This window comes from Mesorhizobium sp. M7A.F.Ca.US.002.01.1.1 (genome assembly GCF_004022955.1).
Classification (GTDB): Bacteria; Pseudomonadota; Alphaproteobacteria; order Rhizobiales; family Rhizobiaceae; genus Mesorhizobium; species Mesorhizobium ciceri.
Genome location: NZ_RZQE01000094.1, coordinates 1 through 16,383 on the forward strand (window position 1 = coordinate 1; position 16,383 = coordinate 16,383).

A 16,383-nucleotide genomic window follows, 5' to 3' on the forward strand; every position below is an offset into this window, starting at 1 on the left:
CGACTGGCTGGACCGCAGCCGCAGCCGGCTGGCGGCGCTTGGCGACGTGCTCGACCCCGCCCGCTTCGTGCCTTCGCTGACGCCGATGCGCTCCAACCAGGGCTGGTCGATGACCATCTCGCTGCCCGAGCCGGCGACCGCCATCTCCTGGCGCATGGGCGACAGCGGTCCTTTCACCGACACCGGTTTCCTGGCCATGAACGACCCGACGACCGGCAAGCCGATGGCCAATCCGAGCTTCGAGATGCCCGACAGCACCGTGGCGGGGATCATTGCGATCAAATATCTCGATATCAGGGGCCGCGAGACCGGCCCGTTCGACATCCGCTTCGACCCCGAAACAGCGCTTCAGCAAGGCAACAAGCAGATCCTCGACCAGTTCTGGACCTCGTGGATCGCCTTCGATGCCAGCGGCAACCACGGCCTGGTCTATTTCACCCAGATGCTGTCCTACCGCTGCGCCATCAAACAGGTGCATTACAGCCTGAACGGCGCGGCACTCGACAAGGAGATCAAGATGCCGCCTTGCGACAAGAAGGACCCCTACGCCATTCCCTACGATTACCAACCCTATTTCAAGGTCGCCGACAGCGTGAAATCGATGTCGGTGCAGGTTACCTACACCGACGACACCAAGTCGCCGGTGCGGGAATACAAGCGACAGTAGCTCACCCTCCCCTTGTGGGGAAGGTGAAGGTGCGCGATGCAAAAATGCCCTGTCGCAGTGCTTGCGCAACCGCCGCCGAACGGTTCAGTTTGCGCCTTCAGAATCGGTGACAGCGCAATGACCATCCACACCATCAAGGCCAGAGGCATTTCGGTTTCGCTCGACCTCACGGTCGGCCACATCGCCGACATGGTCGTCGAGGGCGGCGGGCGGCAGCTGAAGCCGCTGCATCGCGCGCCCTGGGTCGATGCGAACGAGACGCTGCCGAAAGACCTGCCGGAAGGCACGGTTCGGCTGTCCGGCGATTTCCTCTGCGCGCCGTTTTCGCGCAGCGATGTCGAGGAAGCGCCGCTGCATGGCTGGACGGCCAACAGCGCCTGGGATGTCGTCGAAAGTGTCGCGACCGACGATGGCTGGCGCGCCGTCTACCGCTTGCGGCACAAGGTAATGGGCGCTTCGGTCGACAAGATCCTGACGCTGCACGACGGCCATCCCTTCCTCTACCAGGAGCATGCGTTTTCAGGCGGCCATGGTGCCATCTCGGTCGCCCATCACCCGATGACGGCCATGACCGGCGGCGGCAGGCTGGCCTTTTCGCCGAAGCGTTTTGCCGCGACGCTGGACGACCCGCTGGAGCCCGATCCCGCACGCGGCCGCTTCATGCTCGCCTATCCGGCGCGCTCCGCCGATCTCGGTCATTTTCCCGCCGCCGGCGGCGGCACGCTCGACCTGACGGAATACCGTATGGATGACCGCCGCGAGGATTTCATCACGCTGGTCGAAGCCGACCATGGCGGGCCGGGATGGACCGCGCTTGCACGACAGGCCGAGGACGATCTGGTGCTGGTGCTGAAGAACCCGGCCGAACTGCCAATCACCATGCTGTGGTTCAGCAATGGCGGGCGCGACTACGCCCCATGGAGCGGCCGCCACCTTGGCGTGCTCGGCATCGAGGATGGCCGCGCTGCCGTCGGCCATGCCGCCTCGATCGGCGACAACTGGCTGAAGCGCGAAGGGGTGGCGACCGCTTTTGCGCTGGGCGAAGGCCAAAGCGTGTCCTTTCGCCACGTCATCGGCGTCCTGCCGCTGTCGGGCGGCGAGCCGCCGCGGGACGTCATGACGGCGGATGGCCGCATGCGGCTGCAAGCCGGTGGTTCGACGCCGGAGGTTCCCTTCGACAGCGATTTCCTGCGCATCGGCCAGCCGCTGGCCTCGTAGGTGTGATTGCGCGGCCGCAGGGTTTGAAATTTCCGTGAACTGTCGCCAAGATGTGGCCGAAATCATCATGCGGAACATGGTGGATCTGAAGCTCTGCCAGAGAGGCTCTCATGTCCGAAATCGCCCATCTCGCCGCCACCATCTTCAAGCGTGCCGGCAAGGCAAACCGCTTCATCGTCGCCATTGCCGGTCCACCGGGCGCCGGCAAGTCGACGCTGTCGGCAAGGCTGCATGAACTGCTGCCCGAAGGTGCAGCGGAGGTCGTACCGATGGACGGCTTCCACTATGACGACGCCGTGCTCGAGCGGCGCGGTCTGCGCGCGCGCAAGGGCGCGCCGGAAACCTTCGACTTTGCCGGTTTTGAGGCCTTGCTGAAGCGTATCCGTGCCGGTGAACCCGACATCGCCATTCCGGTCTTCGACCGCAGCATGGAACTGTCGCGCGCCGCAGCCTCGATCGTCGCCACAGAAACCAAGTTCATCCTGGTCGAGGGCAATTACCTGCTGCTCGACGAAGAGCCGTGGTCGCGGCTGGCGCCGCTGTTCGATTTCTCGATCTTCGTCGACGTGCCGCGCAACGAGCTCGAGCGCCGCCTGATGGAGCGCTGGCACGAGCATGGCCGCTCCGATGAAGATGCGCGCGCCTGGATCGCTTCCAACGACCTGCCCAACATCGAGCGCGTGCTCGCGCGGCGCAGTGCCGCCGATCTGGTGATCGGCCTTTCCGCTTGATTCGACGGATTGTGCAAGGGGAACCTTAAGACTTTCAGGCCGTTATCCCGACACGACAATTGTGCCAAAAGAGGGATTCGGTCCAATGGCAACCAAGGCAAAAAAGCCTGCGCCCGCCAAGGGCAAGGCGACCCAATCCAAAACCGGCGCCGGCCCGGCGATGACAGCCCGTTCAAAGGACGCCAAGCCGGCTTTCGGCAAGGCAGCGCCGAAGAAAGTGGTGCCGGCCGCAGCGAAAGCCGCGCCAAAAGCCCCAAAGCCGAAGAAGCCCGCGAGTTCCAGCGACTCCTTAGGCGGCAGTGCGATGCGCACGGCCAAGGCCACGGCCAACGTCGCTGCCGGCGCAGTCATGGTCGCCGCCCGAGGTGCTGCCTCGCTCGCTGCTTCCGTCATGGGCAAAGGCGGTTCGAAAGCCAAAGCGAAGGCGAAATAGCCGCGCTTCGGAGGCTGGTTTTTCTATCCCTTGGCCGGGATGGCCAGGCCTTTTTGCACCGCCGGCCGCGCCAGGCCGCGCTCCAGCCATGTTCCCAGATGGGCGAAATCGTCAAAGCCGACGAGTTCGCGCGCTTCGTAGAATCCGATCAGGTTGCGCACCCAACCGAGCAGCGAGATGTCGGCGATGGTGTAGTCATTGCCCATGATCCACTTGCGCCCTTTCAGCCGGCCGTCGAGCACGCCGAGCAGTCGCTTTGACTCGTCGCGATAGCGCTCCAGAGGGCGTTTGTCGGCGATTTCGCGGCCGGCGAATTTGTGGAAGAAGCCGACCTGGCCGAATATTGGCCCGACCGAGGCCATCTGGAAGAACACCCACTGGATGGTCTCGTAGCGGCGCGCGCCATCAATGGGCATGAGCAGGCCGGTCTTTTCAGCAAGGTAGAGCAGGATGGCGCCGGATTCGAACAGGCCGATCGGCTTGCCGTCCGGGCCGTTGGGATCGATGATCGCCGGTATCTTGCCGTTGGGATTGAGCGACAGGAATTCCGGTGTCCAGCTTTCGTTCTGGCCGATGTTGACCCAATGCGGCTCGTAAGGAAGGCCGAGTTCCTCCAGGGCGATCGATATCTTCACCCCGTTCGGCGTTGTCGCCGAATAGAGCTGGAGCTGGTCCGGATGCTTGGCCGGCCAACGCGTTGCGATCGGAAAGGCGGACAGGTCTGCCATGGAAACTCCTGGATGAGGATTCGCGCCGAGCGGCGCGGTTTTGGCGGGTCGGCCAAGGATTAGACGCGGCGCACGGCACGATCAATATGGCGGCGAAGGGTTTCATCGAGCACGGACAGTCAACGGAATGGCCGGCCTGGGGCAGATCCGCCCGCCCCCTAGATCAGACAGCCTTGAAGGCCAGCACGGCATTGGTGCCGCCGAACGCGAAGCCGTTGCTGATCGCGGCGCGCACCTTGCGCTCGCGCGGCACATTCGGCGTGACGTCGAGGTCGCAATCGGGATCGGGCTCACGAAAATTGGCCGTCGGCGGCACGATGCCTTCGCGGATCGCCATCACGCAGGCGATCATCTCCAGCGCACCCGATGCGCCGAGGCAGTGGGCGTGCATCGACTTGGTCGACGACACCGAAAGCTTGTAGGCATGGTCGCCGAAGACGCGCTTGATCGCTGCCGTCTCGATCTGGTCGTTGGCCTTGGTGCCGGTGCCATGGGCGTTGAGGTAGTCGACATCCTCGGGATTGAAGCCGGCATCGGCGAGGCAGGCGCGCATGGCCGCCGTCGGCCCTTCGACGGTCGGCGCGACAATGTCGGAGGCGTCGGCGGAGAGGCCGGCGCCGGCGACCTCGGCAAGGATGGTGGCGCCGCGCGCCATGGCGTGCTCGTACGTCTCCAGGACCGCCATGCCGGCGCCCTCGCCGAGCGACAGTCCCTGGCGGTCGGCCGAAAATGGCCGGCAGGTGTCGGGCGCCAGCACGCGCAATGCTTCCCAGCCCTTCAGGATGCCCCAGACCAGCGGCGCATCGGTGCCGCCGGCGACCATCACGTCGGCGCGGCCAAGTCTGATCTGGTCGACGGCCGAGGCGATGGCGTGGTTGGACGACGAACAGGCCGAGGTGACGCCGAAGACCGGGCCGCGCAGGCCCAGATTCATGCTGACGTGGCCAGAGGCCGCGCTTGGCATGACCTTTGGCACGGTGAAGATGCCGGCGCGGTTCTTGCCCTCGACCAGGATGGCGCGATAGCTCTCCTCGATCGCCTCCCAGCCGCAGACGCCGACGCCGACGACGGTGCCCATCCGATAGGTGGTGGCTTCATTCGAGACCAGGCCGGCGTGCTGCATGGCTTCCCTGGCTGCGATCGTCGCCAGCAGGCTGAAGCGGTCCATCGACACGGTCTGCTTGCGGTCGATGCCGTGATCGGGAAGCGTCTTGATTTCGCAGCCGACCTTGACCTTCAGATCATGCAGTTGGGGACTTGTGATCTGGCCGATGGCCGAGCGGCCGGCGCGCATCTCGTTCCAGATCGCGGGCGCGCTGGTGCCGAGCCCGCAAATGCCGCCCATGCCGGTGATGACAACGCGCTGCCGCATTCAGTTCAGGCTTTTTTCGCGATCAGCGCGCGCACAGCTTCGACCATGTCGCCGACGTTCTTCAGATTGCTCCAGGCGTCGACCGTGTTCATCTCGATCTCGATGCCATACTCTTCCTCAAGATCGAAGATAATCTCCGTCAGCTCGAGCGAATGGATGCCAAGCGAGGTCAATTCGGTGGTGGTGGTGATTTCTTCGCCGCCCGGCTCGGCATGAGCCTTGATCTTCGCGATGATATCCGTTGCCAGCTGGTCGGCCATTCGGTTCCTTCCCCACTATCTCGCGTTTCCCGACGCCGACTGAGCAGCGCCCCTTTTTCTCCTGGTATCAAGCCGCCGTCGTCGTTTAATACCCCCGCCAAGCGCAGCATGACCGTACCAAGGTGGTTCCCTCTATAGAAACCGAAACGTTGTCAAGCAACAAGCTATATCGAACTCCATATCGACAAAGCCGCCGGAGTGCTTAACGTGCAGGCATGGATATGGGCGAACATGGCGGGATTTCGACGCAGCGCGTTGCGGGCGTGGCGCGGCTTTCCTGTGCGCTTGGCGAGGGCCGCACGCGCTTGCGGCGCCTCTATCAGGACGGCGCCGCCAAGATAAGAATGCCGGCCGTCTCGGCCGATCCGCTCGAAGCGGTGCTGATCAACACCGCCGGCGGAATGACGGGCGGCGACCGTATCGCCTGGGACGTGGATGTCGGCGCGGCCGCTTCGGCATCGATCACCACGCAGGCCTGCGAGAAGATCTACCGGGCGGCATCCGACCATGCCGAAGTGCGGGTCAATTTGTCGGTAGGCGAAAACGGCCGCATCGCCTGGCTGCCGCAGGAAACCATCGTCTTCGACCGGGCGGCCTTTGCCCGCACGCTCGACGTCGAGCTTGCCGTCGGCGCCGAGGCGCTGGTGCTGGAAGCCGCCGTCTTCGGCCGCCTGGCGATGGGCGAACGCGCCACGCAGGGCAACTTCCATGACCGCTGGCGTGTGCGTCAGGATGGCGCCCTCGTTCATGCCGAGGATTTCCGCATCGGGCCCGATATCGCCGCAACGCTCGATCGCCCGGCGGTTGCCGGCGGCGCGATCGCGGTGGCGACATTGCTTCTGGTGTCGCCGCGCGCCGAAGCCCTGCTCGATCCGGTTCTGGAGATCGTCGGCGACCAGGGCAGCGCCAGCGCCTGGCGCGTGAAGAAATCTGGCAAGCTTCTTGCGAGGCTCTACGCCGGGGATGGCTACCGGCTGCGCCAGCGGCTGGTTCCACTCGTCGAATTGCTCAACGGAAGGGCGGGGTTGCCCAAATTATGGTCACTATAGGCCTGCCTCTACCAATCCAGGGAAACGCATGAACCTGACGCCGAGGGAAAAGGACAAGCTGCTGATCGCCATGGCGGCGATGGTGGCGCGCAAGCGGCTCGAACGCGGCGTCAAGCTCAACCATCCGGAAGCGATTGCGCTGATCACCGATTTCGTCGTCGAAGGCGCCCGCGACGGCCGTCCGGTTGCCGAACTGATGGAAGCCGGCGCTCATGTCGTCAGCCGCGCGCAAGTCATGGAAGGCATCGCCGAGATGATCCATGACGTGCAGGTCGAGGCGACGTTTCCCGACGGCACCAAGCTGGTGACCGTGCACGAACCGATCCGTTGAGGAGGACAGGATGCTGGAGCTGCGTCCCAACTGCGAATGCTGCGACAAGGACCTGCCGCCCGAGGCGACGGATGCGCTGATCTGCACCTTCGAGTGCACCTTTTGCGCCGGATGCGTGGAACAGGTGTTGGGCGGCATCTGCCCCAATTGCGGCGGTGGTTTTTCGGCGCGGCCGATCCGCCCGGCAGCGATGCTGAAGAAATATCCGGCGTCAGCCAAACGCGTTCTCAAGGCCGAAGGCTGCGGCCCCCGCAAGGCGGCGTGAACACCAGACCGAGCAAAACGAAAGGCAAACAGAATGATATCCGCCAAACGCCTCTGCCTGTCGGCGATCCTGCTGCTGGCCGCCGCCCTGCCGGCCTATGCCCATGTCGGCCTGGGTACCACCTCCTCCTTCACGGCCGGCTTCATGCACCCGCTCTCCGGCCTCGATCACATGACGGTGATGATCGCGGTCGGGCTGTGGGCGGCGCTCAAGGGCGGCAAGGCGGTTCTTGCCTGGCCGGCTGCCTTTGTCGGCGTCATGCTGGTCGGCGGCGCGCTGGGCATGCTGCATATGCCGCTGCCCTTCGTCGAACCGGGCATACTGGCATCGGTCGTGACACTCGGACTGCTGGTGGCGCTGGCGATCGATCTGCCGGTCTCGGCCGGCGTCGCCATCATCGGCCTGTTCGCACTTTTCCACGGCCACGCGCATGGCACCGAGGTGCCGGAGAATGCCGGCGGGCTTGAATACATGGCCGGCTTTGCGATCGCCACGCTGTTGCTGCATGCCACCGGCATCGCCACCGGTCTCGGTCTCGGCATCCGGTTTCGTGGCCTGGCCCGCGCTGCCGGTGCCGCCTGCGCGGCGATCGGCATCGGTCTCGCCTTCGGCATCGTGTGAGGGTGACCATGATCCCCGGTGAAATCATCACGGTGGGCGGCGACATCGAGCTCAACAAGGGCCTGCAGACCGTCACCCTGAAAGTCGCCAACAGCGGCGACCGGCCGATCCAGGTCGGCAGCCACTACCATTTCTTCGAAACCAATGAGGGGCTGAAATTCGACCGCGAACGGGCGCGTGGCATGCGCCTCGACATTGCCGCGGGCACGGCCATGCGCTTCGAGCCGGGCCAGGAGCGCGACGTCACGCTGGTGCCGCTCGGCGGCAAGCGCGAGGTCTACGGATTTCAGCAGAAGGTGATGGGCAAGCTGTGAGATCTTCCGGCGCGCTCAGCTCAGTTCGATGGCTTGGCCGCGGCGTAGATGACGATCTTTCCGGGATTGTCGAATTCGACGGCGAGGACATCCTGCGCCTGCACGCGCCGCGATTCGATGGCGTTGAACAGCAGCGCGTTGGCCTCGATCTCCTTGCGCAGCTCCGTAATGTCGTCCTGATGCTGCTTGACCTTGGCCTCGATCTCCGGCGGCGGGCCGCCTTCGCTGCGCGCGGCGTCGGTGAGGAACACGATGTCGACCTTGTCGAGCTTGGATGTCTTGCGCACCGTGCCGATGTTTTCACGCGTGCGGTCGATCGCCGTGTTGACGTTGCCGGCCTCGGTGTTGGCCTTGGCCTCTTCCTGCTTGACCTGCGAGCCGACGATGCGATTGACGGTCTCCGTGCTTTCCAGTCCTTGCGCCTTCAGTCCGGCAGCAGGACCAGCCGCCGCCAGGAACGTCATGGCGGCGACTGCCTGCATTCTGGTCGAGAAAGAAGTGATCGCCATCGCTCGCTCCTGAGAGAAATCGTTTCGGGGCGCGGGTTAGCGCGAAAAGAACAAAACGAATCCGGCCCGGCGAAGGTTCCTTTCCCGATGCGGCCGGCCGGCCGGATGCCGGCCCGCCATGCCGTGGCGTCAGCTCGCCTTCTTGGTGATCAGGGTCAGTGCGCCATTGGGTTCCATACTGGCTGCGACCACCTGCGCCGAGGTCATTCCCTTGGCCTCGAGCGCCGACTTGACCTTGGGTGTGGCGTCGATCGAGCTGCGCAGTTTCTTCAAGCCGTCATCGCCGCGCTGGGCGATCACCTGGTTGACCTGCGTCTGGGTGTCCTTTGGCAGCTCCGTGATGTCGACGATGTTGACGCTCTGGATCGTCGGCACCGCGGGCTGAGCCTGGGGCGTGGCTGGAGCAGGCGTTGCCGGCGCCGGAGCGGGCTGTGGCGCGGGTTGCTGCTGGGCACTGGCGGCGCCCGCCAGCATCAGGCTGGCGGCGGCGGCAAGAACTATCGTTTTGCGCATGGATTTTCCTTTCCATCGATTGGCAAACGGTCGGTCTGGGGTGACGCCCTAACCTCAACCGCCAAATGGGATCAGAAGGTGTCGCCCAGCAGGTCATTGCGTGACCATAGGATGGCAGCAATGTGCAGCCGCGCTTCAATCCAACCGCATTTCGGCAAACCGCATTTCGGGAGCAATCGCTGATGGCCAGAATTACCCGCGCCGCCTACGCGCAGATGTACGGCCCGACGGTCGGCGACAGAGTACGGCTTGCCGACACCGAACTGTTCATCGAGGTCGAGAAGGATCTCACCATCCATGGCGAAGAGGTGAAATTCGGCGGCGGCAAGGTGATCCGCGACGGCATGGGCCAGAGCCAGGTTTCCAGGGCGCAAGGCGCCGTCGATACCGTGATCACCAACGCGCTGGTGATCGATGCCAGTGCAGGCATCTTCAAGGCCGACATCGGCCTCAGGGACGGGCGCATCGCGGCCATCGGCAAGGCCGGCAATCCGGACACGCAGGATGGCGTCACCATCATCATCGGCCCCGGCACCGAGATCATCGCCGGCGAAGGCAAGATCCTGACATCAGGCGGCTTCGACGCGCATATCCACTTCATCTGCCCGCAGCAGATCGAGGAAGCGCTGATGTCAGGCATCACCACCATGCTCGGCGGCGGCACGGGCCCGGCGCACGGCACGCTGGCCACCACCTGCACGCCGGGGCCATGGCACATGGCCCGCATGATCCAGTCCTTCGACGCCTTTCCGATGAACATCGGCCTGTCGGGCAAGGGCAATGCCTCGCTGCCCGCCGCGCTCGAGGAAATGGTGCTGGGCGGCGCCTGCTCGCTGAAGCTGCACGAGGACTGGGGCACGACGCCGGCGGCCATCGATTGCTGCCTGTCGGTCGCCGACGATTACGACGTGCAGGTGATGATCCACACCGACACACTGAACGAATCCGGCTTTGTCGAGAACACGGTCGCCGCCATCAAGGGCCGCACCATCCACGCCTTCCACACCGAGGGCGCCGGCGGCGGCCACGCGCCCGACATCATCAAGGTCTGCGGCCTGCCCAACGTCATCCCGTCCTCGACCAATCCGACGCGGCCCTACACGGTCAACACGCTGGCCGAGCATCTCGACATGCTGATGGTCTGCCATCATCTGTCGCCGTCGATCCCCGAAGACATCGCCTTTGCCGAAAGCCGCATCCGCAAGGAGACCATCGCGGCGGAAGACATTTTGCACGACATCGGCGCCTTCTCGATCATCTCGTCGGATTCGCAGGCCATGGGCCGCGTCGGCGAAGTCGCGATCCGGACCTGGCAGACCGCCGACAAGATGAAACGCCAGCGCGGCTCGCTGCCGCAGGAGACCGGCAACAACGACAATTTCCGCGTCCGCCGCTACATCGCCAAATACACGATCAACCCGGCCATCGCGCATGGGCTGTCGAAAGACATCGGCTCGATCGCGGTTGGCAAACGCGCCGACCTGGTGCTGTGGAACCCGGCCTTCTTCGGCGTCAAGCCGGACATGGTGCTGATCGGCGGCATGATCGCCGCCGCCCCGATGGGCGACCCCAACGCCTCGATCCCGACGCCGCAGCCGATGCATTACCGGCCGATGTTCGGCGCCTATGGCAAGGCCAGGACCAACTCGTCGGTGACCTTCGTTTCGAAGGCAGCGCTCGAGTCGGGACTGCATGGCAGGCTCGGTGTCGACAAGCAGTTCGTCGCCGTCGAAAACACCCGCGGCGGCATCGGCAAGCATTCGATGGTGCTCAACGACGCCACGCCGCATGTCGAGGTCGATCCGGAAACCTACGAGGTGCGCGCCGACGGCGAGTTGCTGACCTGTGAGCCGGCGACGGTGCTGCCGATGGCGCAACGGTATTTTCTGTTTTGAAGCGGCGCTTCCACCGGGCGCGCATTATCCGTTGCAGCCCTTGGTGGAAGGCAGCACTATGCGGCCAACCAACAGCTGCATTGTGATCGAGCATGACCACCGAAATCGCTTCCGCCCACGACATCTTCCCGCACATCCGCATCGTCATGGGCATGGTGATCGGGCTTGGTGTCGCCCGCCTGCTGTCGGGGGTGGCGCGCATCGTCCAGCATCCCGGCCAGTACAAGCTCTATACCGTGCATCTGGCCTGGGTCGTCTCGGTGCTCCTGATGCTGGTGCATTTCTGGTGGTGGGAGTTCGGCCTCTACGCCGTCGAGATCTGGACCTTCGGCAAATATTTGTTCATCATTTTCTACGCGATCACGCTGTTCCTGCTGTGCGCGCTTTTGTTCCCAGATTCGATGCTGGACTACACCAGCTACGAGGATTTCTTCTATTCGCGCCGGGCGTGGTTCTTCGGCCTGCTGGCGGCGACCTATCTGCTCGACGTGGTCGACACGCTGCTGAAGGGGCCGGAGCATTTCGCCCGCTTCGGCAGCGAGTATCTGTTCCGCACGCCGGTCTTCGTCGCGCTCTGCATCATCGCGATCCTGGTGCGCGACCGCCGCTTCCACATCGCCTTTGTCACGGCGGCGCTTATCTATCAGATATCGTTCATCCTGCGGCTCTTCGACACCATCGTCTGAACGAACGCGATGATCTAGCTTGTTGGGGAAAGGCAGGGTTCGACATGTACAAGGCCGTTGGATCGCGCGTGTGCGGGCACAAGCAAATGGGAAATCCATGAAATGAAGCTCAACCTCAACACCGACTTCACCAAATTCCCGCGCGCCGTCTCGGTGCTGTCCGCCGGCGCTGCCGGAACCACCCTACCGTCCGGCCGGGCCATTCTCGCCCATGACGAGCGGCATCTGCGCCGCCGGGCCATCGAACTTGCCGACGGCGGCAAGGTGCTGGTCGACCTGCCCGAACCCGTCGCCTTGAACGATGGCGACCGGCTGGTGCTGGAGAATGGCGGCCATATCGAGATCATCGCGGCACCGGAAGAGGTCTACGACATCCGCGCCCGCGATGGCGTGCATCTGGCCGAACTCGCCTGGCATATCGGCAACCGCCATCTCGCGGCAGGCATCGAGGCCGGACGCATCCTCATCCTGCGCGACCATGTCATCAAGGCGATGCTGGAGGGGCTGGGCGCCACCGTGACCGACGTTTCCGAACCGTTCAAGCCGGTGCGCGGCGCCTATTCCGGGCATGGCGGGCAAAGCCACGATCACGGCCATGCGCATGCCCACAGCCACGCCGAAGCGCACAGCCATTCTCATGGCGAAGCGCGTTCCCATTCGCACAGTCATGCCGGCCATCACCACGATCATGACTGACCAGCCTTCGAACATCGCCCTGCTGCGGCTGATGGCGTGGCTGTCGCCTGCCTTTCCGGTCGGCGGCTTTTCCTACAGCCATGGTCTCGAGCGGGCGGTGCATGACGGGTTGGTTGCCGATGCCGGGAGCCTCGCCGGCTGGCTGGAGACGCTGGTCGAGATGGGCTCGGGCTGGAACGACGCCGTGCTGTTCGCCGAGAGCTGGCGCCGGGCATGCGGCACCGGTGATCTCGATGAAGTGGCGGCACTCGCCGAAGCCCTGGCCGGCTCGCGCGAACGCCATACCGAGACCATGCTGCAGGGTGGAGCCTTCCTCAAAGCGGCGGCCGCCTGGCCTAATCCGGTGCTGGAGCGCCTGCCGGCCGAATGCGCCTATTGCGTCGCCGTCGGCGCCATTGCGGGTGGCAACGGCATCGCGCTTCAGGATGCGCTGTCAGCCTTCCTGCAAACCTTCTTCTCCAACCTTGTGCAGGCAGCGATCCGGCTTGGCATCGTCGGCCAGAGCGGCGCGACCACGTTGTTAGCCGGCTTCGAGCCGCTGGCCCTGGCGACCGCAAGCCGCGCCGCGCGCTCGACACTCGACGATCTCGGTGGCTGCGCCTTCGTCTCCGATGTCATGGCGATGAAGCATGAAACCCAATATTCGCGACTGTTCCGCTCATGATTTTTCTCGCCTTCTCGCTTTCGACTGTTCTGCTCCTGATCACCGCGCTGCATGTCTATTGGAGTCTTGGCGGCATCTGGCCGGGCCAGGATGCGGCCTCCTGCGCCCGTGCCGTGGTCGGCTTTCGCGGCGTCGATGAGATGCCGACGCCGTTCGCCAGTTTCGCCGTTGCCGCATGCCTCTGCTTGGCGACACTATGGCCGCTGGCGCTCATGGGAGTCTTCGCTTCACCCTTCCCCAAGGAGGGTCTCGCCGCCACGTCGCTGCTCATCGGTCTGGTGTTCCTGGGACGCGGCATAGCCGGCTTCACGCCGTGGTGGCGGCGGCTGACGCCTGAACAGCCTTTCGCGCGGCTCGATGTCCGCTATTATTCGCCGCTGTGCCTGTTGATCGGGCTCGGCTTTGCCATCCTCGCCATCACGGAGTTTCCCGCATGACACAGACAAATGGTCCGCTGCGCGTCGGCATTGGCGGCCCGGTCGGTTCGGGCAAGACGACGCTGACCGAAAAACTGTGCAAGGCGCTGCGCGACGAGTTTTCCATCGCCGTCGTCACCAACGACATCTACACCAAGGAAGACGCCATGATGCTGGCGCGGCTGCAGGCGCTGCCCGAGGACCGCATCATGGGTGTCGAGACCGGCGGCTGCCCGCATACCGCGATCCGCGAGGATGCCTCGATCAATCTGCAGGCGATCGCGCAGATGAACAGGAAGTTCCCGGACCTCGACATCGTCTTCATCGAATCCGGCGGCGACAACCTTGCCGCCACCTTCTCGCCGGATCTCGCCGACCTGACGCTCTATGTCATCTCGGTCTGCCAGGGCGAGGAGATTCCGCGCAAGGGCGGGCCGGCGATCACCCGCTCCGATTTCCTGGTCATCAACAAGAGCGATCTGGCACCCTACGTGAACGTCAATCTCGATGTCATGGAGAGCGACGCCGGCCGCATGCGCGGCAAGCGGCCGTTCGGCTTCACGGACCTGTCGCGCGGCAAGGGACTGCAGGAGGTGATCGATTTCATCATCGAGCATGGCGGCCTGCGAGCCGGCGCTGCCGCTGCCAGCACGGCGGCGTGAGCATCCCTGCACCAACCAAAACCGGTTGCGGGAATGGGCTGGCCACGGCATTCTTGCCGAAACCGGAGAATTTTTCGATGAGCCTTGCCCGTCTGCAAAAGGAAACGCTGACCAACCTGCCCTACTATGAGGAGCGCGTCGATCTCGCCTGTGCCTTCCGCTGGACGGCGCGGCTCAACATGCACGAGGCGGTGGCCAATCATTTCTCGCTGGCCGTCAATGATGAGGGCACACAATTCCTCATGAACCCCAACCAGGTGCATTTCTCGCGCATCAAGGCGAGCGACCTTCTGATGATCGATGCCAACGATCCGGAAACGCTCTCCGGCCCCAATGCGCCCGACCCGACGGCGTGGGGGCTGCATGGCGCCATCCATCGCAATGTGCGTCACGCGCGCTGCGTCATGCATGTGCACTCGATCCACGCCACGGTGCTGGCATCGCTCGCTGACTCGACATTGCCGCCGATCGACCAGAATTCGGCGATGTTCTTCAACCGCCATGTGGTCGACGCGCACTATGGCGGGCTGGCCTTCGAGGAGGAGGGCGAGCGCTGCTCGCAGCTTCTCGTCGATCCCAAGGTCAAGGTGATGGTGATGGGCAATCACGGCGTGCTGGTCATCGGCGACACGGTCGCCGATGCCTTCAACCGCATGTTCTATTTCGAGCGCGCCGCCGAGACCTACATCAAGGCGCTGTGGACCGGCCGCCCGCTGCGCACGCTGTCCGACGCGATCGCCGAAAAGGCGGCGAGCGAGATGGACGATTACCCCGGCCAGGCCGAACGCCATCTCAGCGAGTTGAAGGCGATCCTCGACGAGCAGGAACCGGTCTACCGGAATTGAGCGTCCTTCTCCCCATGCCGTCACTATACGGGGAGAAGGTGCCGGCAGGCGGATGAGGGGCGGCGCCGACCTGGGCGGTTTTCCTCAGAGCCCCAGCTCTTTCCCCAATTCCTCGGCGCTGTTGATGACGATGGCGCCGGGCGGGCCTTCCATCGGCTTTTCCGGCCAGAAGATCGTCTTCATTCCCGCCGCCAGCCCTGCCATGGCGCCCGGCCAGCTGTCGTCGATCGCTACCGCCTGCGCGGGATCGACATCGGCCAGATACGCGGCGCGCAGGAATGGCTCGGCATGCGGCTTGCCTTCGCGCACGTCGTTGCGGCTGATCGTCTTCATGCCGGGGTAGATCAGGCCGACCATGCTCAAATTGGCGTCGACGATCATCCGGTCCGAATTCGAGACCACGGCCTGCTGGATGCCTCTTGCACGCAGCTCGTTGAAGATCTCGATCGCGCCGGGGCGCGGCTTCAAGCTCTCCACCAGCGGCAGGTAGTGTTCGTATTTGCGCAGGATCCAGTCGTCGAAAGGCAGGTCCAGGCCGAACTCGTCGCGCATCATCTCGTAGACCGGCAAGGCGGCGACGCCGAGCACGCGCTCATGCAGATCGTCCGGCGGGACAAGGCCGACATTGCGCATCGCCGCCACCAGGGCAGCTTCGTGCAGCGGTTCGCTGTCGACCAGCGTGCCGTCCATGTCCCAGAAAACCGCTTTCGGCGTCATGCGAGGCTCCTTTTTGCCATCCCTTAAAGGGTTTGAGCCGGGAGATAAACCTTCGGAGCGCAAGAACGTGCCGCCTGCCGGGACCGCAGCCAAGTCTCTTGGCGAGACGGACATCGTGGGGAGACGAGAAACTGGGCCGTGCCTACGCCGAGGGACAGCAAGCAATTGCCCCCGAGATTTGACAATTGCGCAGCAGGCCGTTCCCTGCGAAAGTGGGCATGGGCCGCTCTCATGACCGGCGGTCTCGGGAGGCAGGACTTTGAATAGCCGGCAGGATGGTGGCAGCAACAGGCTGGACGATGCGGCACGTGCCGGCTGGCTTTATTATGTTGCCGGCAACACACAGGACCAGATCGCTTCGACGCTTGGCATCTCGCGGCAAACGGCGCAGCGGCTGGTATCGCTGGCGGTGTCGGAGGGCTTGATCAAGGTTCGCGTCGACCATCCGATCGCCAACTGCCTCGATCTGGCGGCACGGCTGAGATCGCGCTTTGCGCTCGATCTGGTCGAAGTGGTGCCGAGCGACCCCAACTCGTCCTCGACCACGATCGGCATCGCCGAGGCGGCTGCCGCCGAGATCGAGCGACGGTTGCGTTCACCGACGCCGATCGTCATGGCGATCGGCACCGGGCGCACGCTGAAGGCGGCGATCGAGCAGCTGCCGCCGATGGAATGCCCGCAACACAAGGTGGTGTCGTTGACCGGCAACATCTCGCCGGACGGTTCGGCCGCCTTCTACAATGTCATCTTCACCATGGCCGACAGGGTCAAGGCACGCTCCTTCCCGATGC

At 64.3% G+C, this 16,383-nt stretch carries 22 protein-coding genes and 1 pseudogene; 16 read left to right on the forward strand and 7 right to left on the reverse strand.

Annotation, left to right across the window (positions count from 1 at the left end; translation table 11 throughout):
- The 3 genes and pseudogenes from EN932_RS12375 to EN932_RS12385 form a co-directional block, all read left to right on the forward strand.
- A pseudogene (locus EN932_RS12375) lies at nt 1-667 on the forward strand (methyl-accepting chemotaxis protein); the annotation flags it as partial.
- A gap of 117 nt (nt 668-784) precedes the next feature.
- The gene (locus EN932_RS12380; RefSeq protein ID WP_127384815.1) at nt 785-1,885 is read left to right on the forward strand and encodes a hypothetical protein; all 1,101 of its coding nucleotides are present in this window, start codon (nt 785-787) and stop codon (nt 1,883-1,885) included.
- Between the two features lie 110 nt (nt 1,886-1,995).
- On the forward strand, nt 1,996-2,616 hold the full coding sequence (locus EN932_RS12385; RefSeq protein ID WP_013528389.1) for a nucleoside triphosphate hydrolase: 621 nt from the start codon (nt 1,996-1,998) through the stop codon (nt 2,614-2,616).
- A 42-nt stretch (nt 2,617-2,658) separates the two neighbouring features.
- On the opposite strand, the gene EN932_RS37940 is transcribed toward EN932_RS12385, so the two are convergent.
- The 4 genes from EN932_RS37940 to EN932_RS12405 form a co-directional block, all read right to left on the reverse strand.
- Complete coding sequence (locus EN932_RS37940) at nt 2,659-2,934, reverse strand: hypothetical protein (RefSeq protein WP_164890471.1); 276 nt, start codon at nt 2,932-2,934, stop codon at nt 2,659-2,661.
- A gap of 138 nt (nt 2,935-3,072) precedes the next feature.
- Nucleotides 3,073-3,777, reverse strand: a complete 705-nt coding sequence (locus EN932_RS12395; protein ID WP_127370464.1) for a glutathione S-transferase N-terminal domain-containing protein — start codon at nt 3,775-3,777, stop codon at nt 3,073-3,075.
- A 163-nt stretch (nt 3,778-3,940) separates the two neighbouring features.
- Complete coding sequence (locus tag EN932_RS12400) at nt 3,941-5,149, reverse strand: beta-ketoacyl-[acyl-carrier-protein] synthase family protein (protein WP_013528392.1); 1,209 nt, start codon at nt 5,147-5,149, stop codon at nt 3,941-3,943.
- 5 nt (nt 5,150-5,154) lie between these two features.
- Nucleotides 5,155-5,409: an acyl carrier protein gene (locus EN932_RS12405; protein ID WP_013528393.1), complete on the reverse strand. Its 255-nt coding sequence runs from the start codon at nt 5,407-5,409 to the stop codon at nt 5,155-5,157.
- Between the two features lie 221 nt (nt 5,410-5,630).
- Here EN932_RS12405 and EN932_RS12410 point away from each other — a divergent pair, with 221 nt between their 5' ends.
- From EN932_RS12410 to EN932_RS12430, 5 genes are read left to right on the forward strand one after another with little or no spacing between them, the layout of a single operon-like run.
- Nucleotides 5,631-6,458 (forward strand): urease accessory protein UreD, encoded by an 828-nt coding sequence (locus EN932_RS12410; protein ID WP_084015581.1) that lies wholly within the window; start codon nt 5,631-5,633, stop codon nt 6,456-6,458.
- Nucleotides 6,459-6,486: 28 nt separating this feature from the next.
- Nucleotides 6,487-6,789 (forward strand): urease subunit gamma, encoded by a 303-nt coding sequence (locus EN932_RS12415; RefSeq protein WP_013528395.1) that lies wholly within the window; start codon nt 6,487-6,489, stop codon nt 6,787-6,789.
- Between the two features lie 10 nt (nt 6,790-6,799).
- Nucleotides 6,800-7,054: a DUF1272 domain-containing protein gene (locus EN932_RS12420; protein ID WP_013528396.1), complete on the forward strand. Its 255-nt coding sequence runs from the start codon at nt 6,800-6,802 to the stop codon at nt 7,052-7,054.
- Nucleotides 7,055-7,087: 33 nt separating this feature from the next.
- Nucleotides 7,088-7,675, forward strand: a complete 588-nt coding sequence (locus EN932_RS12425) for a HupE/UreJ family protein (protein WP_064992831.1) — start codon at nt 7,088-7,090, stop codon at nt 7,673-7,675.
- A gap of 8 nt (nt 7,676-7,683) precedes the next feature.
- On the forward strand, nt 7,684-7,989 hold the full coding sequence (locus EN932_RS12430) for an urease subunit beta (protein WP_013528398.1): 306 nt from the start codon (nt 7,684-7,686) through the stop codon (nt 7,987-7,989).
- Between the two features lie 20 nt (nt 7,990-8,009).
- On the opposite strand, the gene EN932_RS12435 is transcribed toward EN932_RS12430, so the two are convergent.
- Nucleotides 8,010-8,498, reverse strand: a complete 489-nt coding sequence (locus EN932_RS12435; protein WP_063170973.1) for a hypothetical protein — start codon at nt 8,496-8,498, stop codon at nt 8,010-8,012.
- Nucleotides 8,499-8,627: 129 nt separating this feature from the next.
- Nucleotides 8,628-9,011, reverse strand: coding sequence for a hypothetical protein (locus tag EN932_RS12440; protein ID WP_013528400.1), 384 nt, complete (start codon nt 9,009-9,011; stop codon nt 8,628-8,630).
- A gap of 179 nt (nt 9,012-9,190) precedes the next feature.
- Here EN932_RS12440 and ureC point away from each other — a divergent pair, with 179 nt between their 5' ends.
- The 7 genes from ureC to EN932_RS12475 all read left to right on the forward strand — a co-directional run bounded on the left by ureC (nt 9,191) and on the right by EN932_RS12475 (nt 14,875).
- Nucleotides 9,191-10,906 (forward strand): urease subunit alpha, encoded by a 1,716-nt coding sequence (gene ureC, locus EN932_RS12445; protein WP_164753580.1) that lies wholly within the window; start codon nt 9,191-9,193, stop codon nt 10,904-10,906.
- Between the two features lie 92 nt (nt 10,907-10,998).
- The gene (locus EN932_RS12450) at nt 10,999-11,592 is read left to right on the forward strand and encodes a hypothetical protein (RefSeq protein WP_027161070.1); all 594 of its coding nucleotides are present in this window, start codon (nt 10,999-11,001) and stop codon (nt 11,590-11,592) included.
- A gap of 102 nt (nt 11,593-11,694) precedes the next feature.
- Nucleotides 11,695-12,288, forward strand: a complete 594-nt coding sequence (gene ureE, locus EN932_RS12455; RefSeq protein WP_127369236.1) for an urease accessory protein UreE — start codon at nt 11,695-11,697, stop codon at nt 12,286-12,288.
- The gene (locus EN932_RS12460) at nt 12,281-12,952 is read left to right on the forward strand and encodes an urease accessory protein UreF (protein ID WP_063170432.1); all 672 of its coding nucleotides are present in this window, start codon (nt 12,281-12,283) and stop codon (nt 12,950-12,952) included. The genes ureE and EN932_RS12460 overlap by 8 nt, the downstream gene beginning before the upstream one ends.
- Entirely contained in the window at nt 12,949-13,389 is a 441-nt protein-coding gene (locus tag EN932_RS12465; protein ID WP_127384817.1) for a DUF3995 domain-containing protein, read from the forward strand. Before EN932_RS12460 ends, EN932_RS12465 begins: the two co-directional genes overlap by 4 nt.
- Nucleotides 13,386-14,030, forward strand: coding sequence for an urease accessory protein UreG (ureG, locus tag EN932_RS12470; protein WP_013528407.1), 645 nt, complete (start codon nt 13,386-13,388; stop codon nt 14,028-14,030). The genes EN932_RS12465 and ureG overlap by 4 nt, the downstream gene beginning before the upstream one ends.
- A gap of 77 nt (nt 14,031-14,107) precedes the next feature.
- On the forward strand, nt 14,108-14,875 hold the full coding sequence (locus EN932_RS12475; protein ID WP_024502042.1) for a class II aldolase and adducin N-terminal domain-containing protein: 768 nt from the start codon (nt 14,108-14,110) through the stop codon (nt 14,873-14,875).
- 84 nt (nt 14,876-14,959) lie between these two features.
- On the opposite strand, the gene EN932_RS12480 is transcribed toward EN932_RS12475, so the two are convergent.
- Nucleotides 14,960-15,592, reverse strand: coding sequence for an HAD family phosphatase (locus EN932_RS12480; RefSeq protein WP_127370269.1), 633 nt, complete (start codon nt 15,590-15,592; stop codon nt 14,960-14,962).
- A 259-nt stretch (nt 15,593-15,851) separates the two neighbouring features.
- On the opposite strand from EN932_RS12480, the gene EN932_RS12485 reads away from it, so the two are divergent.
- A partial coding sequence (locus EN932_RS12485) for a sugar-binding domain-containing protein (protein ID WP_245483274.1) occupies nt 15,852-16,383 on the forward strand: 532 nt, incomplete at its 3' end.